This window comes from Actinomyces wuliandei (genome assembly GCF_004010955.1).
GTDB classification, from domain to species: Bacteria; Actinomycetota; Actinomycetes; order Actinomycetales; family Actinomycetaceae; genus Actinomyces; species Actinomyces wuliandei.
This window is the reverse complement of sequence record NZ_CP025227.1, coordinates 1,383,243-1,408,280: the sequence shown is the minus strand read 5'-3', so window position 1 is coordinate 1,408,280 and position 25,038 is coordinate 1,383,243. Positions and strand designations below refer to the sequence as shown.

15 protein-coding genes, 4 tRNA genes and 1 CRISPR repeat array (1 of these 20 cut by a window edge) are annotated in these 25,038 nt (G+C 67.5%); of the genes, 15 read left to right on the top strand and 4 right to left on the bottom strand.

Annotated features, from left to right (window positions below; translation table 11 throughout):
* Positions 1 to 17: 17 nt before the first annotated feature.
* Positions 18 to 2,366 (bottom strand): excinuclease ABC subunit UvrC, encoded by a 2,349-nt coding sequence (gene uvrC / locus CWS50_RS05790; protein ID WP_127842021.1) that lies wholly within the window; start codon positions 2,364 to 2,366, stop codon positions 18 to 20.
* A 135-nt stretch (positions 2,367 to 2,501) separates the two neighbouring features.
* On the opposite strand from uvrC, the gene CWS50_RS05785 reads away from it, so the two are divergent.
* From CWS50_RS05785 to CWS50_RS05760, 6 genes are all read left to right on the top strand, one after another.
* On the top strand, positions 2,502 to 3,485 hold the full coding sequence (locus CWS50_RS05785; RefSeq protein WP_127842020.1) for a LysR family transcriptional regulator: 984 nt from the start codon (positions 2,502 to 2,504) through the stop codon (positions 3,483 to 3,485).
* A gap of 105 nt (positions 3,486 to 3,590) precedes the next feature.
* The gene (locus tag CWS50_RS05780) at positions 3,591 to 4,631 is read left to right on the top strand and encodes an alcohol dehydrogenase catalytic domain-containing protein (protein WP_127842019.1); all 1,041 of its coding nucleotides are present in this window, start codon (positions 3,591 to 3,593) and stop codon (positions 4,629 to 4,631) included.
* Between the two features lie 180 nt (positions 4,632 to 4,811).
* Positions 4,812 to 6,293 (top strand): amino acid adenylation domain-containing protein, encoded by a 1,482-nt coding sequence (locus CWS50_RS05775; RefSeq protein WP_127842018.1) that lies wholly within the window; start codon positions 4,812 to 4,814, stop codon positions 6,291 to 6,293.
* Positions 6,294 to 6,356: 63 nt separating this feature from the next.
* Positions 6,357 to 6,905, top strand: a complete 549-nt coding sequence (locus CWS50_RS05770) for a GNAT family N-acetyltransferase (RefSeq protein ID WP_243118476.1) — start codon at positions 6,357 to 6,359, stop codon at positions 6,903 to 6,905.
* Positions 6,890 to 7,597 carry an alpha/beta hydrolase-fold protein gene (locus tag CWS50_RS05765; RefSeq protein WP_206610480.1) on the top strand — a complete coding sequence of 236 codons (708 nt, stop codon included), beginning with the start codon at positions 6,890 to 6,892 and terminating at the stop codon, positions 7,595 to 7,597. Before CWS50_RS05770 ends, CWS50_RS05765 begins: the two co-directional genes overlap by 16 nt.
* 95 nt (positions 7,598 to 7,692) lie before the next feature.
* Positions 7,693 to 8,547: a Cof-type HAD-IIB family hydrolase gene (locus tag CWS50_RS05760; RefSeq protein ID WP_127842016.1), complete on the top strand. Its 855-nt coding sequence runs from the start codon at positions 7,693 to 7,695 to the stop codon at positions 8,545 to 8,547.
* A 118-nt stretch (positions 8,548 to 8,665) separates the two neighbouring features.
* On the opposite strand, the gene CWS50_RS05755 is transcribed toward CWS50_RS05760, so the two are convergent.
* From CWS50_RS05755 to CWS50_RS05745, 3 genes are all read right to left on the bottom strand, one after another.
* Positions 8,666 to 8,740, bottom strand: a tRNA-Val gene (locus CWS50_RS05755).
* 1 nt (position 8,741) lies between these two features.
* Positions 8,742 to 8,812, bottom strand: a tRNA-Cys gene (locus CWS50_RS05750).
* A 37-nt stretch (positions 8,813 to 8,849) separates the two neighbouring features.
* Positions 8,850 to 8,922 (bottom strand) — tRNA-Gly (locus CWS50_RS05745).
* A 195-nt stretch (positions 8,923 to 9,117) separates the two neighbouring features.
* Between CWS50_RS05745 and CWS50_RS05740 the strand changes: the two genes are divergently transcribed.
* The 9 genes from CWS50_RS05740 (at position 9,118) to cas2e (ending at position 18,598) form a co-directional block, all read left to right on the top strand.
* Positions 9,118 to 9,193 (top strand) — tRNA-Val (locus CWS50_RS05740).
* A gap of 151 nt (positions 9,194 to 9,344) precedes the next feature.
* Positions 9,345 to 12,239, top strand: coding sequence for a CRISPR-associated helicase Cas3' (cas3, locus tag CWS50_RS05735; RefSeq protein ID WP_127842015.1), 2,895 nt, complete (start codon positions 9,345 to 9,347; stop codon positions 12,237 to 12,239).
* 73 nt (positions 12,240 to 12,312) lie between these two features.
* Positions 12,313 to 13,992: a type I-E CRISPR-associated protein Cse1/CasA gene (gene casA / locus CWS50_RS05730; protein ID WP_206610479.1), complete on the top strand. Its 1,680-nt coding sequence runs from the start codon at positions 12,313 to 12,315 to the stop codon at positions 13,990 to 13,992.
* Entirely contained in the window at positions 13,985 to 14,674 is a 690-nt protein-coding gene (casB, locus tag CWS50_RS05725) for a type I-E CRISPR-associated protein Cse2/CasB (protein ID WP_127842014.1), read from the top strand. Before casA ends, casB begins: the two co-directional genes overlap by 8 nt.
* Before the next feature lie 35 nt (positions 14,675 to 14,709).
* Positions 14,710 to 15,846 (top strand): type I-E CRISPR-associated protein Cas7/Cse4/CasC, encoded by a 1,137-nt coding sequence (gene cas7e / locus CWS50_RS05720; RefSeq protein WP_127842013.1) that lies wholly within the window; start codon positions 14,710 to 14,712, stop codon positions 15,844 to 15,846.
* The gene (gene cas5e / locus CWS50_RS05715; RefSeq protein WP_127842012.1) at positions 15,843 to 16,556 is read left to right on the top strand and encodes a type I-E CRISPR-associated protein Cas5/CasD; all 714 of its coding nucleotides are present in this window, start codon (positions 15,843 to 15,845) and stop codon (positions 16,554 to 16,556) included. Before cas7e ends, cas5e begins: the two co-directional genes overlap by 4 nt.
* A complete protein-coding gene (gene cas6e / locus CWS50_RS05710) occupies positions 16,553 to 17,257 on the top strand; it encodes a type I-E CRISPR-associated protein Cas6/Cse3/CasE (protein WP_127842011.1) in 705 nt (234 codons plus the stop codon). The genes cas5e and cas6e overlap by 4 nt, the downstream gene beginning before the upstream one ends.
* 4 nt (positions 17,258 to 17,261) lie before the next feature.
* Positions 17,262 to 18,200 (top strand): type I-E CRISPR-associated endonuclease Cas1e, encoded by a 939-nt coding sequence (cas1e, locus tag CWS50_RS05705; RefSeq protein ID WP_243118475.1) that lies wholly within the window; start codon positions 17,262 to 17,264, stop codon positions 18,198 to 18,200.
* Entirely contained in the window at positions 18,197 to 18,598 is a 402-nt protein-coding gene (gene cas2e, locus CWS50_RS05700) for a type I-E CRISPR-associated endoribonuclease Cas2e (protein WP_127842010.1), read from the top strand. The genes cas1e and cas2e overlap by 4 nt, the downstream gene beginning before the upstream one ends.
* Positions 18,599 to 18,616: 18 nt before the next feature.
* Positions 18,617 to 25,038: a CRISPR direct-repeat array (repeat unit 28 nt; unit sequence GTGTTCCCCGCATACGCGGGGATGAGCC); it runs 3,737 nt beyond the window's last position.

The following is a 25,038-nucleotide window of genomic DNA, read 5'->3' as shown; positions in this document are numbered from 1 at the left end:
GCCCAGCACAAGCCCTCTCAGCCCCCGGGGCCCCTCTCCCCCTGGTCCCGGGACCCGGCGGTGCTGCTGGCCTTGAGGTGGGCAAGAACAGCCTGGGCCAGGGCCGGCCCAATGCCCTTGACCTGGGCGAGGCGCTCGGGCGTGGCCTGGCGGATCTGAGCCACGGAGCCGAGCTCGCGCAGCAGGGCGGCCTGACGCGTCGGCCCCAGCCCCGGGACACCGTCCAGGACCGATCGTGTCATCCCCGCCGAGCGTCTCCTGCGGTGGTGGGTGATGGCGAAGCGGTGGGACTCGTCGCGCAGGTGCTGGAGAAGGTACAGGGCGGCCGAGCCGCGCGGCAGCACCAGGGGGAACTCCTCCCCCGGGACCCAGACCTCCTCCAGACGCTTGGCCAGGCCGACCAGGGGCACGTCCACACCGAGCTCGTCGAGCACCGCCCGGGCGGCGCTGACCTGGGGCAGGCCCCCGTCAACCACCACTAGGCCGGGCAGGTAGCTGAACCGCCTGGCGCGGCCCGTCGCTGGGTCCACAGGACCGGAGACCACGGGTACGCCCTCGTCGTCGACAGGAGCGACCACCTGCCCGCCCCGGCCGTCGGGGACCAGGACACGCGGGGTGAGGTCCCCACCCTCTGTGCCGACCTCCGAGCCCCTGCCGCCACCGGCCACGTCGCGCCCGGGAGCGGCAGCGCCCCCGGTGTCCCCAGCACCCCGCTCGGCGAGGAGGCGCTTGAAGCGCCTGGTCAGCACCTCGCCCATGGCGGCGGTGTCGTCACTGGCGCCCTCTCCGGTGGTGCCGCGCACAGTGAAGCGACGATAGTCGGACTTGCGGGGGGCCCCGTCCTCAAAGACCACCATAGAGCCCACCTGGTAGCTGCCCTGGGTGTGGGAGACGTCGTAGCACTCGATGCGCAGAGGGGCCTCGGGCAGGTCCAGGGCCTGGGCCAGCTCCTCCAGCGCCTGGGAGCGCTGGGTGAGGTCCCCCGCCCGCCTGGTCTTGTGCAGGCGCAAAGACTCCTCGGCGTTGCGGCGCACGGTCTCCATAAGGGCTGCCTTGTCCCCGCGGCGTGGGACGCGCAGGTCCACCCGGGCACCTCTCAGCTGGGAGAGCCACGCGGTGACAGCGCTGGCACTGACCGGCATAACCGGAACCAGGACCTCCCGGGGAACTGCGGTGGTGGCGGTGTGGGCGACGTCATCGACGCTGGTGGCGGCAGCCCCACGGTGGCGCGAGGAGGACGGCTGGGCAGGTACGCGCGATCTCGGGTCCTGTGACCTGGTACCCGTGAGGCCCACGGAGGTGGTAGGTCCCGAGGTGGGAGGTGCACCAGGGGCTCCGGCGCCGCTGCCGCCGGTGTCTTCAGCGTCTTCAGGGTCTTCAGGACCTCCTGAGCCGTCGGGCTCCTCCAGGCGGTCGTCAGCGGGGTCCGGGAGCGCGGAGTAGACCTGCTGGAGGAGACGCTCCACCAGCTCGGAGTCCTCGGGACTGCCTACCAGGTCCACGACCCAGCCCCGCTGGCCGCGCACCCGCCCCCCGCGCACGTGGAAGACCTGGACGGCGGCCTCCAGCTCGTCGCGCGCCAGGGCGAAGACATCGGCGTCGGTGGCGTCGGGCAGCACGACGGCGTTGGTCTCGACGACCTTGCGCAGGGCGGCGGCGTCGTCGCGCAGACGGGCGGCCTTCTCGAAGTCCAGCGCGGCGGCGGCGGCCCTCATCTGGGACTCGACCTCACGCAGGTAGGGTCCGGTGCGCCCGGCCATGAAGGAGCAGAAGTTCTCAGCAAGCGCGCGGTGGTCCCGCTCGCTGACGCGTCCCACGCAGGGGGCCGAGCACTTGTCGATGTAGCCCAGCAGGCACGGGCGCCCAGAGGCCTGGGCGCGGCGGAACACCCCGGCGGAGCAGGAGCGCACCGGGAAGACGCGCAGCAGCTGGTCCACGGTCTCACGGATGGACCACACCGCGACGAAGGGACCGAAGTAGCGCGCCCCGCGCCTGCGGGCGCCGCGCATGACCTGGACCCGGGGGTAGGTCTCCTGCATGGTGACGGCCAGGTAGGGGTAGGACTTGTCGTCCTTGTACATGACGTTGAAGCGCGGGTTGAGCTCCTTGATCCAGGAGTACTCCAGGGCCAGGGACTCCACCTCGGTGGACACCACCGTCCACTCCACGGCGCAGGCGGTGGTGACCATCGTCTGGGTACGCGGGTGGAGGGCGGCGACATCCTGGAAGTAGCTGGACAGGCGGGCACGCAGGTTCTTCGCCTTGCCCACGTAGATGACCCGCCCCTCCCCGTCAAGGAACCGGTAGACACCCGGGGACGTGGGGACCTCACCCGGTGCGGGTCGGTACGTCGAGGGGTCGGCCATGGCTCAAGACTACGACCCGCCACGACGTCTACGATCACGGCGTCTAGGATCGTGTGACAAGGAGGTGCCCGTGCGGGTGAGCCGTGACGACGACCCACCCAGCAGCGGGCCGGGCGGAACCGAAGGAGGCAGGCCGTGGACGTGCGTCAGCTGGAGTTCTTTCTGGCCGTCGTCGAGGAGCAGACCTTCACCCAGGCTGCGCGGAGGAGCTTTGTCAGCCAGTCCGGGCTGTCGTCCTCGGTCAGGGCGCTGGAGCGCGAGCTGGGCGCGACCCTGTTCACCCGCAGTGCGTCCGGAGCCAGCCTGACTGCTGCGGGCGAGGCCTTCCTCCCTCGCGCTCGCAGGATGCTTGCTGATGCCACCGCCGCCAAGCGCGAGCTGATGGGCCTGGGACCGTCCCGCTCCCTGCGGCTGGGTTCCGAGCAGTGCCTGGGGGACCTGGTCAACCTGGCCGACGTGCTGACCGCCTTCACCTCACCGCAGGAGGACATTGAGGTCTTCTTCCAGCAGGCGCCCTCAGACAGCCTCCTGCGAGACCTGCACTCAGGCAGGCTTGAGGCCGCACTGATCGCCCGGGCCCCTGGGGAGCCCGGCGCCAGGCTCACCCAGGACCTGGAGGTGACCGTCCTGCGGCAGGAGCCGTTCGTGCTTCTTGCCCCCAGGAGCCACCCCCTCGCCTCCGAGAGCTCGGTCACGCTCGCGGCGCTGCGCCCCGAGCGTCTCGTCGACTTCGCACCCTCCTGGCCCGCCCGCAGCATCCTGGACCAGGCCCTGAGCGAGGCGGGCGTGTCCCGGCGTGCCACGGTAGAGGTGACCGACGTCCACATGCTGCTGTCGCTGGTGGAGTACGGGTTCGGGGTCGCCGTCGTCCCCCGGTCCTTCTCCGCCAAACCCGAGGCGGCCTCGCTGGCGGCGCTGCCACTGACCGGCACCACGCCCTGCTGGGAGACGGCCCTCGCCCTGAGTCCCCGAGCCGGGGCAGCCGCGAGGGCCTTCGCCTCCATGTTCCTGGTTGATACCGCTGGTACGACTGGCATGACAGGGACCGTCGACACTGTGGACGCACTGAACCGACAGCGACGGCACCGCAGCCCGCAGGGCCTCGTGACCGCTGAGTAGGCACTGCCGTCCCCGCCACCTACGAGCCCTGCCAACGAAATCTTCCCTGGCCCCAGAGGAGTCTGCTGTTGGCTCCCCGCAGGCCTAGTCCGTAGCCTGGTGGCTATGACTTCTCATGTCTGCGAGCCCCTCATGTACGCCCAGCAACTGGACACCCCCGCTCCGATCGAGCAGGCCCCGCTGCGCTGGCGCCGGGCGCCCAGCCCCCGGCCCGGGCCTGGCCAGGTCCTCATCAAGGTGGCCGCCTGCGGCGTGTGCCGCTCCAACCTCCACATGATCGAGGGTGACTGGGTCGGCAACGGGGTCCCCGCGCTCAGTCCCATCGTCCCCGGGCACGAGGTCACCGGGTACGTCGCCGAGATGGGGGCTGGTGTCGAGGGGTTCAGGCTCGGGGACCGGGTGGGGGTCCAGCCCCTGTGGTCCACCTGCGAGGAGTGCGAGTTCTGCACCACTGGCCGCGAGCAGCTGTGCCACGAGCGCAGGATCACCGGGGAGCACGTTGACGGAGGCTACGGCGAACTCATGGTCGCCACCGCCCGGCACACCTACCACGTGCCTGAGACCCTGGACATGGTGGAGGCCGCGCCCCTGTTCTGCCCCGGCATCACCGCCTTCGGCGCGGTGGACAAGCTCGACCTCGGCCCGGGTGACCGGGTTGCCGTCTTCGGCCCGGGCGGTGTGGGGCACATGGCGGTACAGTTTGCGGCCCTCACCGGTGCCGAGGTCACAGTTGTCGGGCGCAGCGCAGAGCACTTGGCCGTGGCCCGCGAGCTGGGCGCCGCCCACACGGTTGAGGCCACCGACCCGCAGGCTCTTGCCCAGGTCGAGGACACCGCTGACGCGGTCCTGCTCTTTGCCCCTGCGGAGGCGGTCACCGCCCAGGCGCTGCGCACCCTGAAGTGGGGAGGCACGCTTGTCAGCGCGGTCCCGCTCACCCTGCGGGGCTACCCGTTCGACCGCGCCCAGACACTGCGCACCTCCCTGCTGGGCAACCGGGCGCAGATGGAGAACGTGCTGAGTCTCGCCGCCCAGGGCAAGGTGCGCACCGTCGTCGAGCGCTTCCCTATGTCCCAGGCACCACGCGCGCTGGAGCTGCTCAAGGCAGGGCAGCTGCGCTCCCGGGCAGTGCTGGAGACCGAGGGCTGAGCCAGCGGGCAGGACCGGCACCCTGCGTCTCTCACCCACCCGAGCCGGGGCACCCCGGTCCCGGCAGGGTGCTGCCGGACGGCAGTGCCCGGACATCGGGGTCACATGTCCGCAGCACCCTGTGATACGCTACGTAGCGAGGCTTAGGCGCCTTTTTGCCGTCGGCTCACAGGAGCTACTATGGACAGCCAGACAATATACGAGCGCTTTGCACAGCAGGTCGCACTGCAGCCAGACGCCCCGGCAGTCATCACCCGGAGCAGGAGCATCACCTACGCCGGGCTTGACCGCATGGCGTCCTCAATCGCAGCCATGCTGCCGAAGGACCCGCGATTCGTCGGCATTGTCATGGACCACGGCCCGGCCATGGTCGCGGCCATGCTCGCGGTACTGAGGACGGGGGCAGCCTACGTCCCGGCAGAGCCCTCCTTCCCTGTAGAGCGCATCCACTTCATGCTCACCGAGGCGGACGTGGATGTCGTGGTGACCCAGCGGGAGTACGACAGCCTGTTTCGCGAGACAGTTCTCGGGGCGGAACGTGTCCACGTCGAGCCTGGCTACTCCGCCACGTCGGCTCCAGCGGGCACCACAAGCAGCGGTACCGCGCAGGACCTGGCCTACGTGCTGTACACCTCGGGCACCACCGGCACGCCCAAGGGCGTGTGCGTGGAGAACCGCAACGTGCTGGGCTACGTCGCGGCGTTCGAGCACGAGATGAGGATCGGGCCGGGTGACGTGATGCTGCAGCACTCGGTCTGCTCCTTCGACATCTTCGTCGAGGAGGTGTTCGGCTCGCTGCTCACCGGTGCCACGCTTGCCATCCCGTCCTCCGCCGAGCGTGACGACCTGCAGGCGCTGCTCGACTTTGTTGACGAGATGGGCGTGACCATCGTTGACGGCTTCCCCTACCTGATCGCTGACATCAACGCGTCCAGGCGCGTTCCCGAGGGCGTGCGCCTCTACGTCAGCGGCGGAGACGTGCTCAGGGCGGGCTACTGCGACCAGCTGGTCGGGAGCGCCGAGGTCTACAACACCTACGGCCCCTCGGAGACAACCTGCTGCGCCACGTACTACTGCGCCAGCGCCGGGCAGCCTCTCGCAGATGACACCTACCCGATAGGCAAGGCCGTGCTGGGCTACCGCGTGCAGGTCCTTGACGACCTCCTGCGACCTGTCCCCCCGGGTCAGACGGGCGAGATATGCATTACGGGCGCAGGCGTGGCTCGCGGATACCTCACGGACCGCCCGGAGGGGGGCAACTTCGTCGAGCAGGACGACGGCTCACGCATGTACCGCACCGGGGACCTCGGTGTCGAGCTGGAGGACGGCCAGATCGCCTTCCTGCACCGCAAGGACTCGCAGGTCATGATCAAGGGGAAGCGGGTCGAGTGCGAGGAGGTGGAGAACGTGCTGTCGGCCGACGAGGCCGTCAGCCGCGCCGTGGTACGTGCCCACATCGACGAGAACAGGCTCTCCTACCTAGTCGCCTATCTGACGCCGAGGCACCAAGGCATTGTGCTCTCCCAGCTGCGTGAGCGCCTCGTGCGTAAGCTCACCTCGTTCATGGTCCCCGAGTTCTTTGTCGTCATGAGTGAGATTCCCTTGAACAGCAACGGCAAGCCCGACGACGCCGCGCTGCCAGTGGTGCTGAAGGAAGGGTGACGGCAAGGATCACGCCGTAAGGAAGCCAAAGGAAGCAGTGAAGGAAGCCGTAAGGCAGGCACTATGAGGATTGAGGTGGAGCAGGTCGGGGCCGCCCGTGTCGACGAGCTCGTGGCGTGGCGTATGGAGGTCCTGCGTGAGGTCTTCGGCATCAGACCCGATGCCGACACCTCCTCCCTTGAGACCGCCAACCGCACCTACTACCGGCGCGAGCTGCCCGCAGGACGACACATCGCCTGCCTGGCCAGACTGGACGGCGATCCGGTCGGGTGCGGCGGTCTCTGCCTGTCCAAAGAGATGCCCTCACCCGATAATCCCAGCGGCCTGTGCGCCTACCTCATGAACGTGTACACGCGTCCCGCCTACCAGGGTCACGGAGTAGGGGCTGCGGTCGTCAGCTGGCTCGTCCAGCAGGCCCGCGCACGAGGTGCGGACAAGGTGTATCTTGAGACCTCCGAGGCAGGCAGGCGCCTCTACGAGGAGGCAGGTTTCACCGACATGCCCGGCATGATGCACCTGACGCAGGGTGGTCCGCACGGAGGGCAGAACCTGCAAAATGGCAGATTGCCTGCGCAGGCAGGGTCGAGGATATCGTCATGGAGCGTGGTATGAAGTATGTGATGCCGGATCTCGCGGTCTGCTACGAGGGTACGGCCGGCAGGACCGGCCCGGTTATCTACGTCATCGACATGAGCGGGCGCCCGTTCGAGATCGATGACCTGTGCGCGGGCCTCGCCGCCACTGTCGTGGCGATCCCGGTCGAGGAGTGGGACGACAGCCTCACCCCCTGGCCTGCACCGGGCCTGTACCCGGGAGACCCCGACTTTGCCGGGGACGCGGGCAGGACCCTCACGGAGCTTCTTGACATGGCCCTTCCCGTTGTGGACGACCGCTTTGGGCTGGCACCTTCCCAACGCGCCATCTGCGGCTACTCGCTGGCCGGACTGTTCGCGATGTACGCCTTCGTGCACTCGGACACCTTTGAGGCGGCAGGCTGCCTGTCGGCGTCGGTATGGTACGAGGGGTGGCTCGACCACCTGCGCTCGCTGCCCCTGGAGCTCTCGGGAAAGTTCGCCTTCCTGTCCATCGGCAGCCAGGAGCGCGAGGCGCCCGAGCAGATCCTGCACTGCGTGGAGGACAACATGGAGGCCTGTGCGGGGATCTTGCGCGAGGTCGGCTGCGAGACCCGCTTCGAGGTGGGACCCGGCCACCACATGGAGTACGCCAGGGAGCGCTTCATCACCGGCCTGGGCGCCATCGACGCGTTCTTCAGGCAGGAGGGGAGCGCGCCGCGTCCCTCCTGACGCTTTGCTTCTGTTGCACAGCGATGTAATTTGCGGCCATCTTTGCTACTTGTCTACCTGTGCTGCCCAGCGCACCCTCTACGTCAGGAGGCCTCATGAGCACTGGCGCTCCCCGCCCCCGTGTCGTCCTGGTGGACGTTGACGGCACCCTGGTCACCTACACCAACGAGCTGCCCTCCTCGGCGGTAGAGGCTATACGCCGCGCTCGCCGCCTGGGTCATCGCGTCTATCCCACGACGGGACGGTCACGGGCGGAGATGCCAGACTATCTCTGGGGCATCGGCTTTGACGGGATGGTCGGGGGCAACGGCTCCTACGTGGAGCACCAGGGGGAGGTGCTCCTGCACCAGCACCTCAGCCGCCAGGACTGCCAGGCCCTGGTGGCCTGGCAGTCAGGTCGGGGCCTGGAGTTCTACCTGGAGACGAACTCGGGGCTGTTTCCCTCCCCCGGCTTTCGCGACGCCGCCCTGCCCGCCGTGCGCGCCTACGCCGCTGGCAGGGGGCGTACGGACGCGGACTCGCTGACTGTGGAGGAGGCCTTCCCGGACTTCGTCTACAACGCTGAGCTGGTGCGTGACGACGTCAACAAGATCAGCTACCTGCTCTCCGGGCCTCAGGACCTGGAGGCCGCCCGCCAGACCTTCCCCTGGCTCAGGCACGGCAGCTGGGGCGGGCGCGGGCACGACGCCCTTTTCGGCGACGTCAGCGTGGCCGGAGTCTCCAAGGCGCACGCCGCTGACGTACTCCTGGAGCACCTGGGCGCCAGTCTGGAGGACGCGGTCGCCATCGGTGACGCTGCGGTGGACCTGGACATGATCGATCACTGCGGGACCGGTGTGGCCATGGGCAACGCCACCGCAGAGGTCAGGGCGGCTGCCGACCTGGTTACTGACGACGTCGAGGAAGACGGCCTGGCCAAGGCCTTCGAGCGGCTGGGGCTGCTGGGCTGAGCGCGTGTGCCAAGACGGCAGGCCGACGGTGGCCGGTCTGCGCAGGTCAGGCCGCCAGCGGCACGCGCCTAGTGGGAGCGCCGCCCGTTCTTAGCCGCACTCTCCAGCCCGCCGAGCCTGGTGGGCGATACTGGGTTCGAACCAGTGACCTCTTCCGTGTCAGGGAAGCGCGCTACCGCTGCGCCAATCGCCCGAGGTGGGTACCGGATTCGAACCGGTGTCAACGGCTTTGCAGGCCGGTGCCTAACCTCTCGGCCAACCCACCGTGAGAGGCAGGGGGCTGGCCGCTCCCGGCTCCTCCGAGCGGATGACGGGACTCGAACCCGCGACCCTCACCTTGGCAAGGTGATGCTCTACCAACTGAGCCACATCCGCGTGCGTACCTGCGGCGCCGCAGCCCCACCGCCTCGCTTCTGCCGTGGGACCTGACCACACCGCTGGCTGCGGTGAAACCATAGCACCCAGGGTGTGGGCCGCAGCAAACCAGCAGCTGGTGATTCACCTCACCGAGACTGTGGGGGCACCGAGCTTGCCCTGGCGCCCCCGGCTGGCTATGGTTATCGCCGCGCAGGGCGATTGGCTCAGGGGTTAGAGCGCCTCGTTCACACCGAGGAGGTCACTGGTTCGAATCCAGTATCGCCCACCACGAAGCCAGGATTATTGTCAGTAGTCGGCTACTGGCAGGCCCCCTGCCGGGTCGGGGCCAAGTCTCGCTGACCGTGTCAGTCAGGGATTGGCCATTCATGTCAGTGGGTCGTGGAAGACTCCTTGGTACCACCGATACCGAAGGACTTCTCATGCCTGCCAGCCCTACCCGCCACCCTGGTTCCCCTGCTGCCACGTCCCCTCTGGGGACGCTGTCCCCCAGCGCCCGCTCCTTGTGGGCCAAGTCCGGGGACGAGACCGGGTGGCTCTGCCTGCCCCAGCACATGCTCGACTCGGCAGGCGTGGCCACCCGCCTGTGGGACCGCTGGACCTCCTCCGCCCTGCGCGAGTCCTGCACCCGAGCCTGCGGCCTGAGCACCAGGGACGCGGGCACCCTGATCTCCTGGCTCGCTGGCACCCACGACATCGGCAAGGCCTGCAGAAAGTTCCAGTCCCAGTTGGATGGCAGCCCGGAGTATGCCGCCTTCGCCCAGCGGGTCCGTGAGGCGGGACTGGATCCTCAGCCCTCCACCCTGGAGGCGTCCTCCCCGATGCCCCACTCCGTGGCCAGTCAAGTCATCCTTGACAGGTGGCTCACCGCCCGGGGGCTGAGCAAGAGAGTGGCACGGTCGCTGGCCGCAGTGGCAGGATGCCACCATGGCGTGCCGCCGAGCCAGCACCTGGAGAAGACGGCCAGCGCGGTGCTCGACTCCTACGACGAGTCCTGGCTCCAGGTGTGGGACGAGCTGTTGGCCTTCATCACCGAGTACACGCAGGCGGGGCCTGCCCTGGAGCGCCTGAGCCGCCCCGTGCCGGTTGCGGGACAGATGCTGGCGACCGGACTGGTCATCATGAGCGACTGGATCGCATCCAACGCCGAGACCTTCCCCATGGTGGTCATTGCTGACCAGGAGATGCGGGTGGAGCACGGCTGCGCGGCGGTGGACCTCACCGCACCCTGGGAGCCGGAGCCGCCAGACCTGAGCGACCTGGACGTCTTCTTGCGGCACCGGTTCTCCTGGCCCGAGGACGCCTCAGCCCGTCCGTGCCAGCAGGTGGTCACCCAGGCCTGCCAGGAGGCCGAGGGCCCGACGCTGCTGATCCTGGAGGCACCCACCGGCGAGGGCAAGACGGAGGCCGCGCTACTGGCCGCAGAGGTCCTGGGGTCCTCAGGCGCCCCGGCTGGCGGCGTGCTGCTGGCCGCTCCGACCATGTCCACCTCGGACTCCCTGTTCCGCCGTACCCGGGAGTGGGCGGCCAGCGCCTCAGAGGACCTGGGTGAGGTGCTGTCCATGTTCCTGGGCCACTCCAGGAGCGCGCTCAACGAGGACTACCAGCGTCTGCGCACCGCCCAGGTCTACGATGAGACCGCCGACCACCGTGAGGACACCGGTCGCGGCCAGGTGGTGGCCTCACAGTGGATGTCAGGACGCAAGAAGGGAGTCCTGTCCACAGTGGTGGTCTCCACCGTGGACCAGGTCCTGTTCATGGCCCTGCAGGCCAAGCACGCGATGCTGCGCCACCTGGGCCTGGCAGGAAAGGTTGTGGTCATCGACGAGGTGCACGCCTACGACGCCTACATGAACGTCTACCTGACACGGGCCATTGAGTGGCTGGCAGAGTACGGGACCTCGGTGGTCCTGCTCTCCGCGACCCTGCCGGTGCAGATCAAGCGGACCCTGATGGAGGCCTACGGGCGCGGCCTGCACGCCCAGCGGCCGTTGGGAGAGCTCTCCAGCGCCTACCCACTGGTGACGGCGCTCAGTCGGCAGGGCTCACGGGAGCTGGCAGTACCGCCACGGCCTGCGGACATCAAGGCTGCCGTGTCCACCATCGCCGACGACGTACCCACCCTGGTGCGCACGGTCCTGGAGAGCACAGAGAAGGAGGGCGGCTGCGTCCTGGTGCTGTGCAACACGGTTACCCGTGCGCAGGACGCCTACACAGCCCTGCGCACGGAGATGGGCGAGGACGTCAGGCTGCTGCACGCACGCTTCGTCGCCGGGGACAGGGTGAGCCTGGAGAAGGAGCTGGTGGCTGAGATGGGACCTCGCGCCCACCGTGGCTCAGGCCGACCAGCCCGCCGGGTGGTGGTAGCCACCCAGGTCGCCGAGCAGTCCTTGGATATCGACGTCGACCTGCTCATCACCGATATCGCACCGATGGACCTCATCCTCCAGCGCCTGGGGCGCCTGCACCGGCACGCACGCCCTGAGGGGGACCGGCCAGAGGGGCTGCGCCGCCCCCGAATGATCCTACGGGGCCTGGTGGGGGCTGGCCCGCAGACCGACGCTGGCACGCAGCTCAGCAGCGCCAACGACCTCTTCGACTCCTCATCGACGGCCGTCTACGACGAGGCGCTTCTCCTGGCCACCTACGCCACCTTGCTGAAGGGACCCCTGGGCGGCGATGTCCTGACCCGCCCTGACGACGTCCCCCACCTGGTGCAGACCACCTACTCCCCCACTCCCCCGGTCCCTGCTGCGTGGGAGGAGGTGTGGCAGGAGGCCGTGGTGGCCCAGAGGCAGGCCCGAACCTGTTCCGAGTCCCGAGCCTCCACCTTTGTCTTCCCCCCGGCAGGCGACGCGAAACTGCTCTGTAACCTCTTTGCCGCCCAGGACCGGGACATCGCGGACTCAGCCCGCTCGGAGGCCTCGGGACTGGCCCAGGTGCGCGACTCCGACCCGACGATCGAGGCCGTCGTCATCGTTGACCGCCCGGGAGGTTACACGCCCCTGCCGTGGCTGGTACGCGGTGGTGTGCTGCGGACCCTGGTTGACGACCAGGATCCCGGGTGGGCCACGGCTCAAGTGCTGGCGCGCTCGACGGTTCGCCTGCCCAGGTCACTGTGCCTGAGGCGGACTTTTGACACCACGATCGACGCTCTGGAGCAAGCCACACCCATCGGGTGGGCTGCTAACGGCCTGCTGCGCGGACTGGTGGCTCTGCGGCTCGACAGCGAGCTGACCTGTGAGGTCTCGGGGCGCCGCCTGCGCTACGAGCGCGAGCTGGGCCTCCAGGAGACCCAAGAGCAAAGAGGAACTTGAGCAGGGACGCCTGTCACCAGTACATGTTACGCTCAACACTAAATGATCATATTCATCACGCCCAGGAGGCGCTGTGGCTTTCTCCCCCTCCTTCTCGCTCCTGTCCCACCCCTGGATCCGCTGCGACATGTCCGACGGCACCTCCCAGGAGCTGTCCCTTCGAGAACTGTTCGACGGCGAGCACCACGCCCTGCGCGTGCGCGGGGACTCCCCCACCCAGGACTACGCGGTCCTGCGCCTGTTCCTGACGGTCACCTGGCGCGCCCACCGCACGGACAAGGTCCTGGCCGACGTGCACGACCCCTACCGCTTTGACGACTGGTGGGAGGAGGCCTTCGCTCAGGCGCGCTCAGGAGCCAGGGACGAGGTGGTGCTGGAGTACCTGGAGCGGCACGCAGAGCGCTTCGACCTGCTCCATCCGCAGACCCCTTTCATGCAGGTACCAGACCTGGACACGGCCAAGAGCACCCGGCTTCCGGTGCGCAGGATCGTCCCGGAGGCTGAGCAGGACTACTTCACCACGCGCGCCGGGCACGGGCTGGACAGCCTCACCCTGGCTGAGGCGGCTCGCTGGGCGGTGCACCTGCAGGCCTATGACTACTCGGGCATCAAGTCGGGAGCGCTGGGGGACCCCAGGGTCAAGGGAGGCAGAGGTTATCCCATCGGCCAGGGCTGGACGGGACTGACCGGCGGAGTGGTCATCCACGGGCGGAGCCTGCGTGAGACGCTCGTCCTCAACACCCCGGCACGGCTGGTGATGTCCGCTGACATGGCGGCCGACCTTCCCGCGTGGGAGCGCCAGCCCGATGACGCCACCGAGCGTCCCAGCACGGTGCCCACCGGCCCTTGCGACCTACTGACCTGGCAGTCGCGGCGGCTCCGGCTGTTCGTGGAGGATGGCCACGTCACCTCCGTCCTGGTCAGCAACGGGGACAAGATCCCGGAGGCTGGAGCCAACATCCTGGCTGACCCCATGACGCCCTACCGGTACTCGGCCAACAAGTCCAAGAAAGGCACCCCCGTCTTCTACCCCCGGCCCCACGACACCGAACAGACCGTGTGGCGCAGCCTGGAGCCCCTGCTGGTCCGTGAGGGCGTCGTCGTCGACCTGCCGGGCGGCGGACGGACCAAGGGGGCTCAGCCCCCCAAGGCCCCGGCCACCATCACTGCCCTGACCGACCTGAGGAACGAGGGCCTCCTCACCGAGGAGCCCCTGACCGTCGAGCTCGTCTCCGTGCACTACGGGCCCCAGGCAGCCTCAGTGTCCCACGTTGTGAGCACCCTCCTGGAACTGCCCTGCTCCGTCCTGATCTCACACAGTCCCCAACTCACGGAGGTTCTCCTCTCCGCTGGCCGGGGGGCACGGGAGGCCTCTGTGCGCTACGGCCGTTACGTCGGCAACCTCCTCGTGGCCGCAGGCGGGGACTACACCTACCAGGCCGAGGCCGCCGCGAGCGTGCTCGACACCTTGGAGCCTGCCTTCCGCTCATGGCTGGTCACTGTTGACAGCCAGGATCCCGACGACTCCCTCGCCGCCTGGTTCCGGCTGGTCGAGCGCCAGATCCTGGACATGGCAGCCACGCGTCTGAGTGGCGCGGGCACCAAGGCACTGGCAGGCCGGGTGGTGGACCAGGGTGGCTCCTCGCGCATCATCTCCGCTGGTACCGCTTTCCAGCGCCTCCAGCACGACCTGCGCGCAGTTCTTCCCCACACCAGTCCTGACAAGCCTGACAAGAAGGAGACACATGACTGAGGCACCCGCCCTCGCAGACAGCACCACCTCACCAGCCGATTCTCCGCGACGCCCCAGGGGAAAGGGAGAACGGCTTGAGGCGGCCGTCGCGGCAGCCGCATCAAACCTGCAGGATGCCTACCTGGGCCGTCGCACCCAGCAGAAGCAGGCCGAGGCCCGGCGGACCCTGGCCACGCTGCGGCGCCGAGCGGGTCTGGCAGCCGACAGCGACCCCCTGGTGTGGCAGGCAGCGCTGGAGGAGCTCCTGCCCAACCTGGATGAGGACCTTCTCGGAGGCGATGAGGCCAGCCCCCATGAGAGTGCCGCTTTTGCGGCGCTGTGCCTGTTCGCCCTGCACATGCAGTCCCAGACCGCACCCATGCACGTACCCGGCCAGAGCCTGGCCCGGGCTGCCGGGCAGCTTGACACCCGTCGGGACTCGAGCTCCATCAAGCCCCGTTTCGACGCCGTCCTACTCTGCCGCAACCCGGTGACTCGCCTGCACCACCTGCGGAGCCTGGTCACCTTGCTGCGCACCGAGCACATCGGAGCCGACTACGGGAGCCTGGCCGTAGACCTGCGCCTGCTGGAACTTCCCGACCACAACCGGGTGCTGCTGCGCTGGGGCCGGGACTTCGCCTCAGGCCACTACACGACATCGTCGCAGACCAGCACTGCCAACACCACCACAACCGAGAACTGATCACCACCCTTACCGTGAAAGGATGCACTTCCGCTATGGCCCTGACCATTGATATCCACGCCCTGCAGTCCCTGCCGCCCAGCAACATCAACCGTGATGACACCGGAGCCCCGAAGTCTGCGGTCTTTGGAGGAGCGGTACGGCAGCGCGTGTCCTCCCAGGCCTGGAAGCGGGCCATCCGCAAGGACTTCGACTCCTACCTCAGCAAGGCGGACCTGGGCACCCGCTCCAAGCGTGTGGTGGACCTGGTGGCCAAGCGCGTGTGCCAGCTGGATGAGGGCCACAGCCGCGAGACGGCCTTGAAGGCCGCTGAGGCCGTCTTCAAGGCCGCTGGGATCAAGACGGTGGACCCCAAGGTGCGTGAGGACGAGGAGCCTCGCGCACCAGAGACCGGTTATCTTCTGTTCCTGTCCGACAGGCAGGTGGAGCAGGCCGCCCGCTTCATCCTGGACAACGGGGGCAAGGCCCCCTCCAAGAAGCAGGCCAAGGAGATCCTCAACCAGTACCACAGCATCGACGTGGCCATGTTCGGCCGGATGGTGGCCGACGCACCGGACTACAACGTGGACGCCGCCGTCCAGGTCGCTCACGCCATCGGCGTGCACGAGTCTGAGCCCGAGTTCGACTACTTCACCGCGGTGGACGATGAGGTGCAGCGGGGCGGTGAGGAGACCGGCGCGGGGATGATCGGGACGGTCCAGATGATGTCCTCTACGCTCTACCGCTTCGCCACCATTGACGTGCCGTCCCTGCGGGAGAACCTCGGGGGTGACTCGGAGGCGACACTGACGGCCGCGAGCAGCTTCCTACGCAGCTTCATCCGCTCCCTGCCCACAGGCAAAATCACTACCTTCGCCAATAACACCCTTCCCGAGCTGGTGTACGTCACCGTGCGTGACGACCGTCCCGTGTCCCTGGTCAACGCCTTCGAGAACCCGGTACGCGGGGACGAGGGCACGAGCCGACGGCGCGCAGCAGCCCGGGCACTGGCCAAGGAGGCTCGCTCCGTCAGCGAGGTCTATGAGATGGCACCTCTGGCCTCGTTCGTCCTGTCCCTGGGTGACCTGGGAGAGGAGATGGAAGGGCTGGGTGAGAGGGTAAGGCTCTCAGAGCTCGTGGACCGGGTGACATCAGCCGTTGGTCACAGGCTCAGCGAGGAGCAGCAGGCATGACCCACTCGCTGCTGCTACTGCTACGGGGCCCACTACAGTCCTGGGGAGATGACAGTCGCTACACGGTACGGCAGACGCGCCCCTATCCGGGCAAGTCGGGGGTGCTGGGTCTGCTGGCCGCCGCCCAGGGACGCCGACGTACCGACCCGGTGGAGGACCTGGCCCGCCTGTCCTTCGGGGTGCGCGTGGACCAGCCAGGACGCGTCCTCAAGGACTTTCAGACCTCGACAGCCTGGCAGAAGGGCAAGTCCACCCCGCTGGCGCTGGTGAGTCGCTACTACCTCACCGATGCGGTTTTTGTGGCCGCCGTGGGCGGGGAACCGCCTCTTCTTGAGGCACTGGAGGAAGCCCTGCGATCCCCTCGCTTCCCCTTGTTCCTGGGGCGGCGCTCCTGCCCGGCGGGTCCGGATCTGCTCATTGGTGTACGTGAGGGCGACGTCGACACCGTTTTGCGTACCGAGCCCTGGCACGCCTCGCAGGACTACCGTCGCGGCGTGCCTCAGCGGATGAGCCTGTCACTCTTCCGGGACAGGCTGCCCGGTGAGCAGGAGGCGGCCTACGCGCGCCGTCGCGACGTCCCCCTGAGCTTCGACCCGGCACGCAGGGACTACGGATGGCGCGACGTCATCGCCGCAGATCCCGTTGACGTCAGTAATCCCGAAGGATCGGCAGTACCAGACCCGTTCTTCTCTGCGGTGGTGTCCGCATGACAACCTTCACACGAATTCTGCTTAACCCCGGTAAGAGGCGGGGAAGGGAACTCCTGCTCGACCCTCAGGCAATGCATGCAGCGGTCAGAGCGCTCTTCCCGCCAGATCTCCACACTGACACGGGTCGGGTGCTGTGGCGGCTCGACTCTTCCACGGAGCATACGCACCTGCTGTACATCGTGTCACCAGAGGCACCAGATGCCACCGACCTGGTAGAGCGTGCGGGGTGGGTCACACGCCCAGCACAGTCGGTGGACTACCAGCCGATGCTGGACAGGCTGCGCGCGGGTCAGGAGTGGGAGTTCCGGCTGCGCGCCAACCCGGTACACAGCGAGCCTCATACTCGGGGCCCGCGAGGCAAGGTGCTGCCTCATGTCACTGTCGCCCAGCAGACACAGTGGCTGGTGGGCAAGAGTGCCCAGCATGGTTTCGAGGTGCTCGCTGACACCGAGTTCTCCTCCGAGGAGGATGATGAGGTAGTCGTGCACCAAGTAGCCGTTACGGAACGCAGGGACCTGCGCTTCCGTCGCTATGACTCGAAGCATGGCAGGCACGGGCGCGTCACTCTTCGCCAGGCACAGTTCGACGGCGTGCTGCGGGTGACGGACGCGGGACTACTGCGCGCGGCACTCGTCAACGGCATCGGGCGGGGTAAGGCCTACGGCTGTGGACTACTGACCCTGGCACATTCAAGGGTGTGACCCCGTGGCTGCACCCAAAGGCGCTCCACCCCCGGAGCGCAAGGAACTGGTCAGGGTGGAGGACCGGTTGTCCTTCCTGTACGCGGAGCACTGCACGGTGCACCGCGACGACAACGCGCTGACTCTCACGGATCAGCAGGGCGTGGTGCACGCCCCAGCGGCGACGCTCGGTGCGCTGCTGCTGGGCCCGGGTACCCGGGTCACCCACGGGGCAATGCGCCTGCTCGGCGACGCCGGTGTGACAACTGTGTGGACCGGGGAGATGGGCGTGCGCTACTACGCCCACGGCAGACCCTTAGCGAAGTCTTCCCATATTGCGATGGCTCAGGCACGACTGGTCACCAACCAGCGCTCCCGCCTAGAGGTGGCGCGCGCCATGTACCGCATGAGGTTCGAGGGCGAGGACGTCAGCAGGCTGACCATGTCCCAGCTGCGAGGTCGGGAAGGGGCAAGGATGAAAAGAGTGTACCGGGACCTGTCCCGGCGCACCGGCGTGGAGTGGGACCGCCGTAACTACCAGGTAGAGGACTTCGAGGCCAGTAACCCGATCAACAAGGCGTTGACATCCGCTAACGCCTGCCTGTACGGGGTGACACATGCCGTCGTGGTGTCCCTGGGCTGCGTCCCCTCCCTTGGTTTCGTCCACCAGGGTACGGATAGAGCCTTCGTCTACGATGTCGCCGACCTCTACAAGGCCGAGGTCGCGATTCCTGCCGCCTTCGAATCCGTTGCAGCCGGTGGAGACGACCCGGAAGCGGCTGCCCGTCGTCGGGTCCGTGACGCGGTGGTGAGCGAGCGGCTCCTGCCACGGATGGTGAGAGACGTCTGCGACCTGCTGCAGGTGGATGACCTGGAGGCACCGGACATGGGCGACCTGGTGCTGTGGTCTGAACTGGGCACGGTAAGCAGTGGCGTTAACTACGCGGAGGCCGAGCAGGAATGATGACCTTAGTCCTTAGTGCCTGCCCGGCAGGACTTCGAGGCGACCTGACCAAGTGGCTGCTGGAGATCAGCCCCGGCGTGTTCGTTGGGCAGGTGAGTGCTCGCGTGCGTGACTTGCTGTGGGAAAGGACTGTGGCGCTGTGCAAGGACGGTCGGGCTCTGCTGATCTTCAGCGCGGCCACGGAACAGGGCTTCGCCTACCGGACCCACAACCACGAGTGGGAACCGGTGGACTGCGACGGAGTGCTGCTGCTCCGCAGGCCAGTCCAGCAGAAGAGGCAGGTGAGACGCACAGGCTGGAGCACCGCCCGAGCCCAGCAGCGCTCTCGGCGCCCACGGTGGGCAGCACCACGCCCCGACACAGCCAAGTCGTACCAGAACGAGCTGGATCCAGGCTAAACTCCCAGGTCAAGAAGTGTGTTCCCCGCATACGCGGGGATGAGCCGCCAGGACGGTGCTGGGAGTGGGCTACGAGGAGGTGTTCCCCGCATACGCGGGGATGAGCCGTGGCTGTACATGTCGGGCAGCTCGCGCCAGCGGTGTTCCCCGCATACGCGGGGATGAGCCGCATTGTGTTCGCGGACTGCTGGGCCATCGCCTGTGTTCCCCGCATACGCGGGGATGAGCCGGTGTGGTCGAGAAAGCGCTCACGGAATGCTCTGTGTTCCCCGCATACGCGGGGATGAGCCCGCCTACCCAGTCACCAAGGCGCTCCTGGACGGGTGTTCCCCGCATACGCGGGGATGAGCCCCCCGCAGCACTTACCAGTGACAGGACGCACAGGTGTTCCCCGCATACGCGGGGATGAGCCCCAGGAGGCCCTCGACGAGGACTACGCCCAGGAGTGTTCCCCGCATACGCGGGGATGAGCCTCAGACCCCGAGGAAGACGAGGGGCCTGATTGAGTGTTCCCCGCATACGCGGGGATGAGCCTGCCGCCAAGTCACGCGGAGCCGTCGCCGGATCGTGTTCCCCGCATACGCGGGGATGAGCCCACCTCATCCGGCTTGATGGGGGGTACAACGAAGTGTTCCCCGCATACGCGGGGATGAGCCGAGGCACGGGGACAACTGGTCGAGGGTTACCGCGTGTTCCCCGCATACGCGGGGATGAGCCGCCAACATGGCCCGTGCCCACGCGTATCAGGCCGTGTTCCCCGCATACGCGGGGATGAGCCCCTGCACCGGTCGCCGTCGCCCCTCGACCCGACGTGTTCCCCGCATACGCGGGGATGAGCCGTACTTGGTCTGCCGGTACTCCAGGTACTCACTGTGTTCCCCGCATACGCGGGGATGAGCCCCGGGTCAAACGCAAGTCGCGCTTGGTCTTTTGGTGTTCCCCGCATACGCGGGGATGAGCCCACTGATCGACCGTGTCTGGGAGGCGGCTCAACGTGTTCCCCGCATACGCGGGGATGAGCCACGTCTTCTTCGGCGAGCCCGCCCTGGACGTCCAGTGTTCCCCGCATACGCGGGGATGAGCCCCACCCCCGGACAGCCAGTGACCTCCAAGGCCGGTGTTCCCCGCATACGCGGGGATGAGCCGCCTCGCGAGGATGTCGCGAAGCCTCGCGAGGAGTGTTCCCCGCATACGCGGGGATGAGCCTACCGGCGAAGGTACCGTCGTGCTCCACGATCTGTGTTCCCCGCATACGCGGGGATGAGCCTGACACCTCCCCACACGTAGGGGGTGCCCATGGGTGTTCCCCGCATACGCGGGGATGAGCCGACGGACACCTCCGACTCGCCCTCCTCGGTCAGGTGTTCCCCGCATACGCGGGGATGAGCCTGTGGCCGACTGGGAGCGGCAGATCATGGAGGAGTGTTCCCCGCATACGCGGGGATGAGCCGTTGTACACGTCCCGGCCGGGCGTGTACCCGGGGTGTTCCCCGCATACGCGGGGATGAGCCCGGCGTCGTCGGGCTGCCACACGACCTCAGTGTGTGTTCCCCGCATACGCGGGGATGAGCCTGTTTGTCTCATGGGTGCTTGACCGTATTGGAAGTGTTCCCCGCATACGCGGGGATGAGCCCAACATAGACGTAGACACCAACGGCCCCTACGTGTGTTCCCCGCATACGCGGGGATGAGCCGTATATTGCTCATATGAGCAATGTGCAACCCACGTGTTCCCCGCATACGCGGGGATGAGCCGCGCACCTGCGATAGCAGCCAGGCAGCCGAAAAGTGTTCCCCGCATACGCGGGGATGAGCCCAAAGTCTGTAGGCATTTTTCCCGCCACTCCCAGTGTTCCCCGCATACGCGGGGATGAGCCCTCTCCGATGGCCTTGAGCACCTCGGCGGCCACGTGTTCCCCGCATACGCGGGGATGAGCCCCTCCACCGCCGTGTCGAACTGCACATTTCGACGTGTTCCCCGCATACGCGGGGATGAGCCCGGCCCGCGTCTCATGAGACCAAGCCATGTCCCGTGTTCCCCGCATACGCGGGGATGAGCCGTCCCGCCAGCCCGACCAAAATCTCCCGTGATAGTGTTCCCCGCATACGCGGGGATGAGCCTTTTACCAGGGATAGCCTTCGCGATGCTCTTCCGTGTTCCCCGCATACGCGGGGATGAGCCCCCCGGGTCCTCGGCGGGGGCTGGTGCCGGGGGGTGTTCCCCGCATACGCGGGGATGAGCCTAACTCAGATGTCTCAGACATCAGGATAGAACCGTGTTCCCCGCATACGCGGGGATGAGCCGCCCATAGGAGATCCCGCTGTGCCTGGGAGAGTGTGTTCCCCGCATACGCGGGGATGAGCCTAATTCAGGCGATCTGGGGAGTCCTGGTCGCCGGTGTTCCCCGCATACGCGGGGATGAGCCCCAACCAGGATCAGGAGTGATTATGTCAGGACAGTGTTCCCCGCATACGCGGGGATGAGCCCGCCCCCTTCTCTGTCACCTCGCCGTGGGAGTCGTGTTCCCCGCATACGCGGGGATGAGCCCCTGGTCGTCCCTCCAGTCCCCAGGGAGTCCAGGTGTTCCCCGCATACGCGGGGATGAGCCTCTGACCTCACAGACCCCCGATGCACAGACCCCGTGTTCCCCGCATACGCGGGGATGAGCCTGAGATGTCCCCGCGCTTCGGGAAGTCCTTGCCGTGTTCCCCGCATACGCGGGGATGAGCCCAAGACCGCGAACCAGAACCAGGGAGACTACCGGTGTTCCCCGCATACGCGGGGATGAGCCGGACCCCGAGGAGGAGACCCCCGCTGCTGAGGAGTGTTCCCCGCATACGCGGGGATGAGCCGCGGGCCGCGTCGAGTTGGAGTACGGACCCGGCGTGTTCCCCGCATACGCGGGGATGAGCCCTCGAACCTCGTCGGCCGATCTCGTGCTGACTTGTGTTCCCCGCATACGCGGGGATGAGCCGGCCGACCGCAGACGACGGGACCCCGGCAAACTGTGTTCCCCGCATACGCGGGGATGAGCCGGCGTCACCGATGTCGTTGGCGACCTTCTCACCGTGTTCCCCGCATACGCGGGGATGAGCCCTGGGTCGTGGCCGCCGGGCGTGCTCCCTGGGCGTGTTCCCCGCATACGCGGGGATGAGCCGATGTTGCTCGTGTACTCGATGGCGGTCATTTCGTGTTCCCCGCATACGCGGGGATGAGCCTGGCGTGTCCACCGGGGAGCAGGTAGTCCTGGTGTGTTCCCCGCATACGCGGGGATGAGCCGACCCCGGGGTGGGGGATAATCAGTGCGGGGCCGTGTTCCCCGCATACGCGGGGATGAGCCCCTGATCAAGGTCTTCGGCGGAGCGGTGGGGGCGTGTTCCCCGCATACGCGGGGATGAGCCGTTGCCACCAGGTCACGCAGCGTCTCCGTGGCGGTGTTCCCCGCATACGCGGGGATGAGCCGTGCCGCATGTCGCCACACACTCAGTGTGTGGCCGTGTTCCCCGCATACGCGGGGATGAGCCCCCCGTCACGGTCAGGGTCACTAGGACCAGGACGTGTTCCCCGCATACGCGGGGATGAGCCGTACCTTGACGTCCACCACGAGGGGGTGCCCGTGTGTTCCCCGCATACGCGGGGATGAGCCCGCGCCATCACCCAACGAGCACAGTGAGAAAATGTGTTCCCCGCATACGCGGGGATGAGCCCTCCAAGCCGACGAGGCGGGGCAGTACGTCGTCGTGTTCCCCGCATACGCGGGGATGAGCCCACCCCCGTCGACACCCTCGCCGCCTGGTGCACGTGTTCCCCGCATACGCGGGGATGAGCCGGATCCGTGGGGACGCCTTGCTGGTGTACCACGGTGTTCCCCGCATACGCGGGGATGAGCCTCCCGCTCGGAGCTCCACGGCTCGCAGCGCGCCGTGTTCCCCGCATACGCGGGGATGAGCCAGGCCACCGCCTCCGGCTTCGAGTCTGCGATCAAGTGTTCCCCGCATACGCGGGGATGAGCCGAGGCCGACGTACGAGAGCAGGAGTGCGAAGGAGTGTTCCCCGCATACGCGGGGATGAGCCCCGGACGCGAGGCTTGGTGATAAGCAGATTCGGGTGTTCCCCGCATACGCGGGGATGAGCCGCAGAGGCCAGGAGAGCCCTGCGAGCCCTCAAGGTGTTCCCCGCATACGCGGGGATGAGCCCAAATATGCCATTCTCTTCTCGCTCATCGGCATGTGTTCCCCGCATACGCGGGGATGAGCCCTGTTTGACCGGTGGAGGAGCATGCTCCGTAGGGTGTTCCCCGCATACGCGGGGATGAGCCGGCGTGCCGGTTGCTGGCGTCCAAGATCCAACGGTGTTCCCCGCATACGCGGGGATGAGCCAAGGACCTGACCCCACTAGAGCACGCAGAACTGGTGTTCCCCGCATACGCGGGGATGAGCCGTCGCGCTCGGTCTCGACCTTGACGGTGATTCTGTGTTCCCCGCATACGCGGGGATGAGCCGCAGGCCTTCTTTATCTCGGCGAAGACGTCCTGGTGTTCCCCGCATACGCGGGGATGAGCCGGGGAAGAAAATGCTCTATTAGACGGAAGAGGTGTGTTCCCCGCATACGCGGGGATGAGCCGTACAAGAAGTGGTCAGACAGCAGCGCTGGAAGGTGTTCCCCGCATACGCGGGGATGAGCCGATTCGCTGCAATAACCGTGCCCAGGCCAATAAGTGTTCCCCGCATACGCGGGGATGAGCCGGACAGGCTCTCCTCGCGGTGGGTGTAGGTGGCGTGTTCCCCGCATACGCGGGGATGAGCCGGAGATGATCCGGCCCATGCTGGTCGGCCCCTTGTGTTCCCCGCATACGCGGGGATGAGCCGAGACATGAGGTTCTTTTACGCGTCTACCGAGAGTGTTCCCCGCATACGCGGGGATGAGCCCTTCCGGGGAAGTTGGAGCGCCGACTCCATCGTGTGTTCCCCGCATACGCGGGGATGAGCCCGACATGCCTGACGCCTTGTACGAACCTGGCGAGTGTTCCCCGCATACGCGGGGATGAGCCCTAAGGGGACCGGATGGAGGGACCTTCTGCTGCGTGTTCCCCGCATACGCGGGGATGAGCCCTGGAGCGTCACGAGCCCCCGAGGCTGTAGAAGGTGTTCCCCGCATACGCGGGGATGAGCCGAAGTACGCCACCTTCGCCGACATGAGCGTCCCGTGTTCCCCGCATACGCGGGGATGAGCCCATCGGGGTGTCTACCCGGCATGAGGTGACAGCGTGTTCCCCGCATACGCGGGGATGAGCCGAGGGCGACGCAGACTATGCGGGGTCAACCGCGGTGTTCCCCGCATACGCGGGGATGAGCCTGGCGACGTCGATCCACTCGGACTGTGAGGCGAGTGTTCCCCGCATACGCGGGGATGAGCCGTGTTGTGAACGCGACAGCGCTTGTCACTGGGTGTGTTCCCCGCATACGCGGGGATGAGCCCTAGGGCGTCGTCGCCTGGTCCTCAGCCTCCCGGTGTTCCCCGCATACGCGGGGATGAGCCGGGCCTCCCGCTGTTGTGGCGGGCCTCGGCGGCGTGTTCCCCGCATACGCGGGGATGAGCCTGAGGGACCCCAACCGGGTGAGGAGCATCCTCTGTGTTCCCCGCATACGCGGGGATGAGCCCTCATGGCGCACCCCTCCAGACCTCGGCGCCTTGTGTTCCCCGCATACGCGGGGATGAGCCCAGGCCCCTGCCAGCGGGCACCTCGACGGCCGGGTGTTCCCCGCATACGCGGGGATGAGCCGCCGCGTGTCGTGCGGATGGCCATTGGGATGGCGTGTTCCCCGCATACGCGGGGATGAGCCGACCCGGTCGTGTGGGTCTCCGAGGCGACCACGGTGTTCCCCGCATACGCGGGGATGAGCCGACCGTCCCAGATACCACCCGGAGCAAATGCGTGTGTTCCCCGCATACGCGGGGATGAGCCCCCCGTGACGCCAGCATGAGACACCACGCGCAGGTGTTCCCCGCATACGCGGGGATGAGCCCCCCGCAGCACTTACCAGTGACAGGACGCACAGGTGTTCCCCGCATACGCGGGGATGAGCCTCACTCTACCCGCTAAGAGAAGTAGAGTGGCTTGTGTTCCCCGCATACGCGGGGATGAGCCGAGCCCGCTCGACGTCCTCACGGGTGGCCAGGCGTGTTCCCCGCATACGCGGGGATGAGCCCCGGCCGGTGCCTGCACTGGGACGGCACCGAGGGTGTTCCCCGCATACGCGGGGATGAGCCGCGGTCCGGGGGATCCTCCGGCTGGTGGAGCAGGTGTTCCCCGCATACGCGGGGATGAGCCCGGTGACGGGGTGGCCGACGTGTGGGAGCCGGCGTGTTCCCCGCATACGCGGGGATGAGCCGCGGCTGCCAGCAGCTGGAATACAGTCTCGTCCGTGTTCCCCGCATA

Coding starts and splice junctions, on each gene's coding strand:
- CWS50_RS05780 (WP_127842019.1), top strand. CDS start 3,591: ATGACTTCTCATGTCTGCGAGCCCCTCATGTACGCCCAGCAACTGGAC.
- cas6e (WP_127842011.1), top strand. CDS start 16,553: ATGACAACCTTCACACGAATTCTGCTTAACCCCGGTAAGAGGCGGGGA.
- casB (WP_127842014.1), top strand. CDS start 13,985: ATGACTGAGGCACCCGCCCTCGCAGACAGCACCACCTCACCAGCCGAT.
- CWS50_RS05770 (WP_243118476.1), top strand. CDS start 6,357: ATGAGGATTGAGGTGGAGCAGGTCGGGGCCGCCCGTGTCGACGAGCTC.
- cas7e (WP_127842013.1), top strand. CDS start 14,710: ATGGCCCTGACCATTGATATCCACGCCCTGCAGTCCCTGCCGCCCAGC.
- cas2e (WP_127842010.1), top strand. CDS start 18,197: ATGATGACCTTAGTCCTTAGTGCCTGCCCGGCAGGACTTCGAGGCGAC.
- cas5e (WP_127842012.1), top strand. CDS start 15,843: ATGACCCACTCGCTGCTGCTACTGCTACGGGGCCCACTACAGTCCTGG.
- uvrC (WP_127842021.1), bottom strand. CDS start 2,366: ATGGCCGACCCCTCGACGTACCGACCCGCACCGGGTGAGGTCCCCACG.
- cas3 (WP_127842015.1), top strand. CDS start 9,345: ATGCCTGCCAGCCCTACCCGCCACCCTGGTTCCCCTGCTGCCACGTCC.
- CWS50_RS05765 (WP_206610480.1), top strand. CDS start 6,890: ATGGAGCGTGGTATGAAGTATGTGATGCCGGATCTCGCGGTCTGCTAC.
- CWS50_RS05760 (WP_127842016.1), top strand. CDS start 7,693: ATGAGCACTGGCGCTCCCCGCCCCCGTGTCGTCCTGGTGGACGTTGAC.
- CWS50_RS05775 (WP_127842018.1), top strand. CDS start 4,812: ATGGACAGCCAGACAATATACGAGCGCTTTGCACAGCAGGTCGCACTG.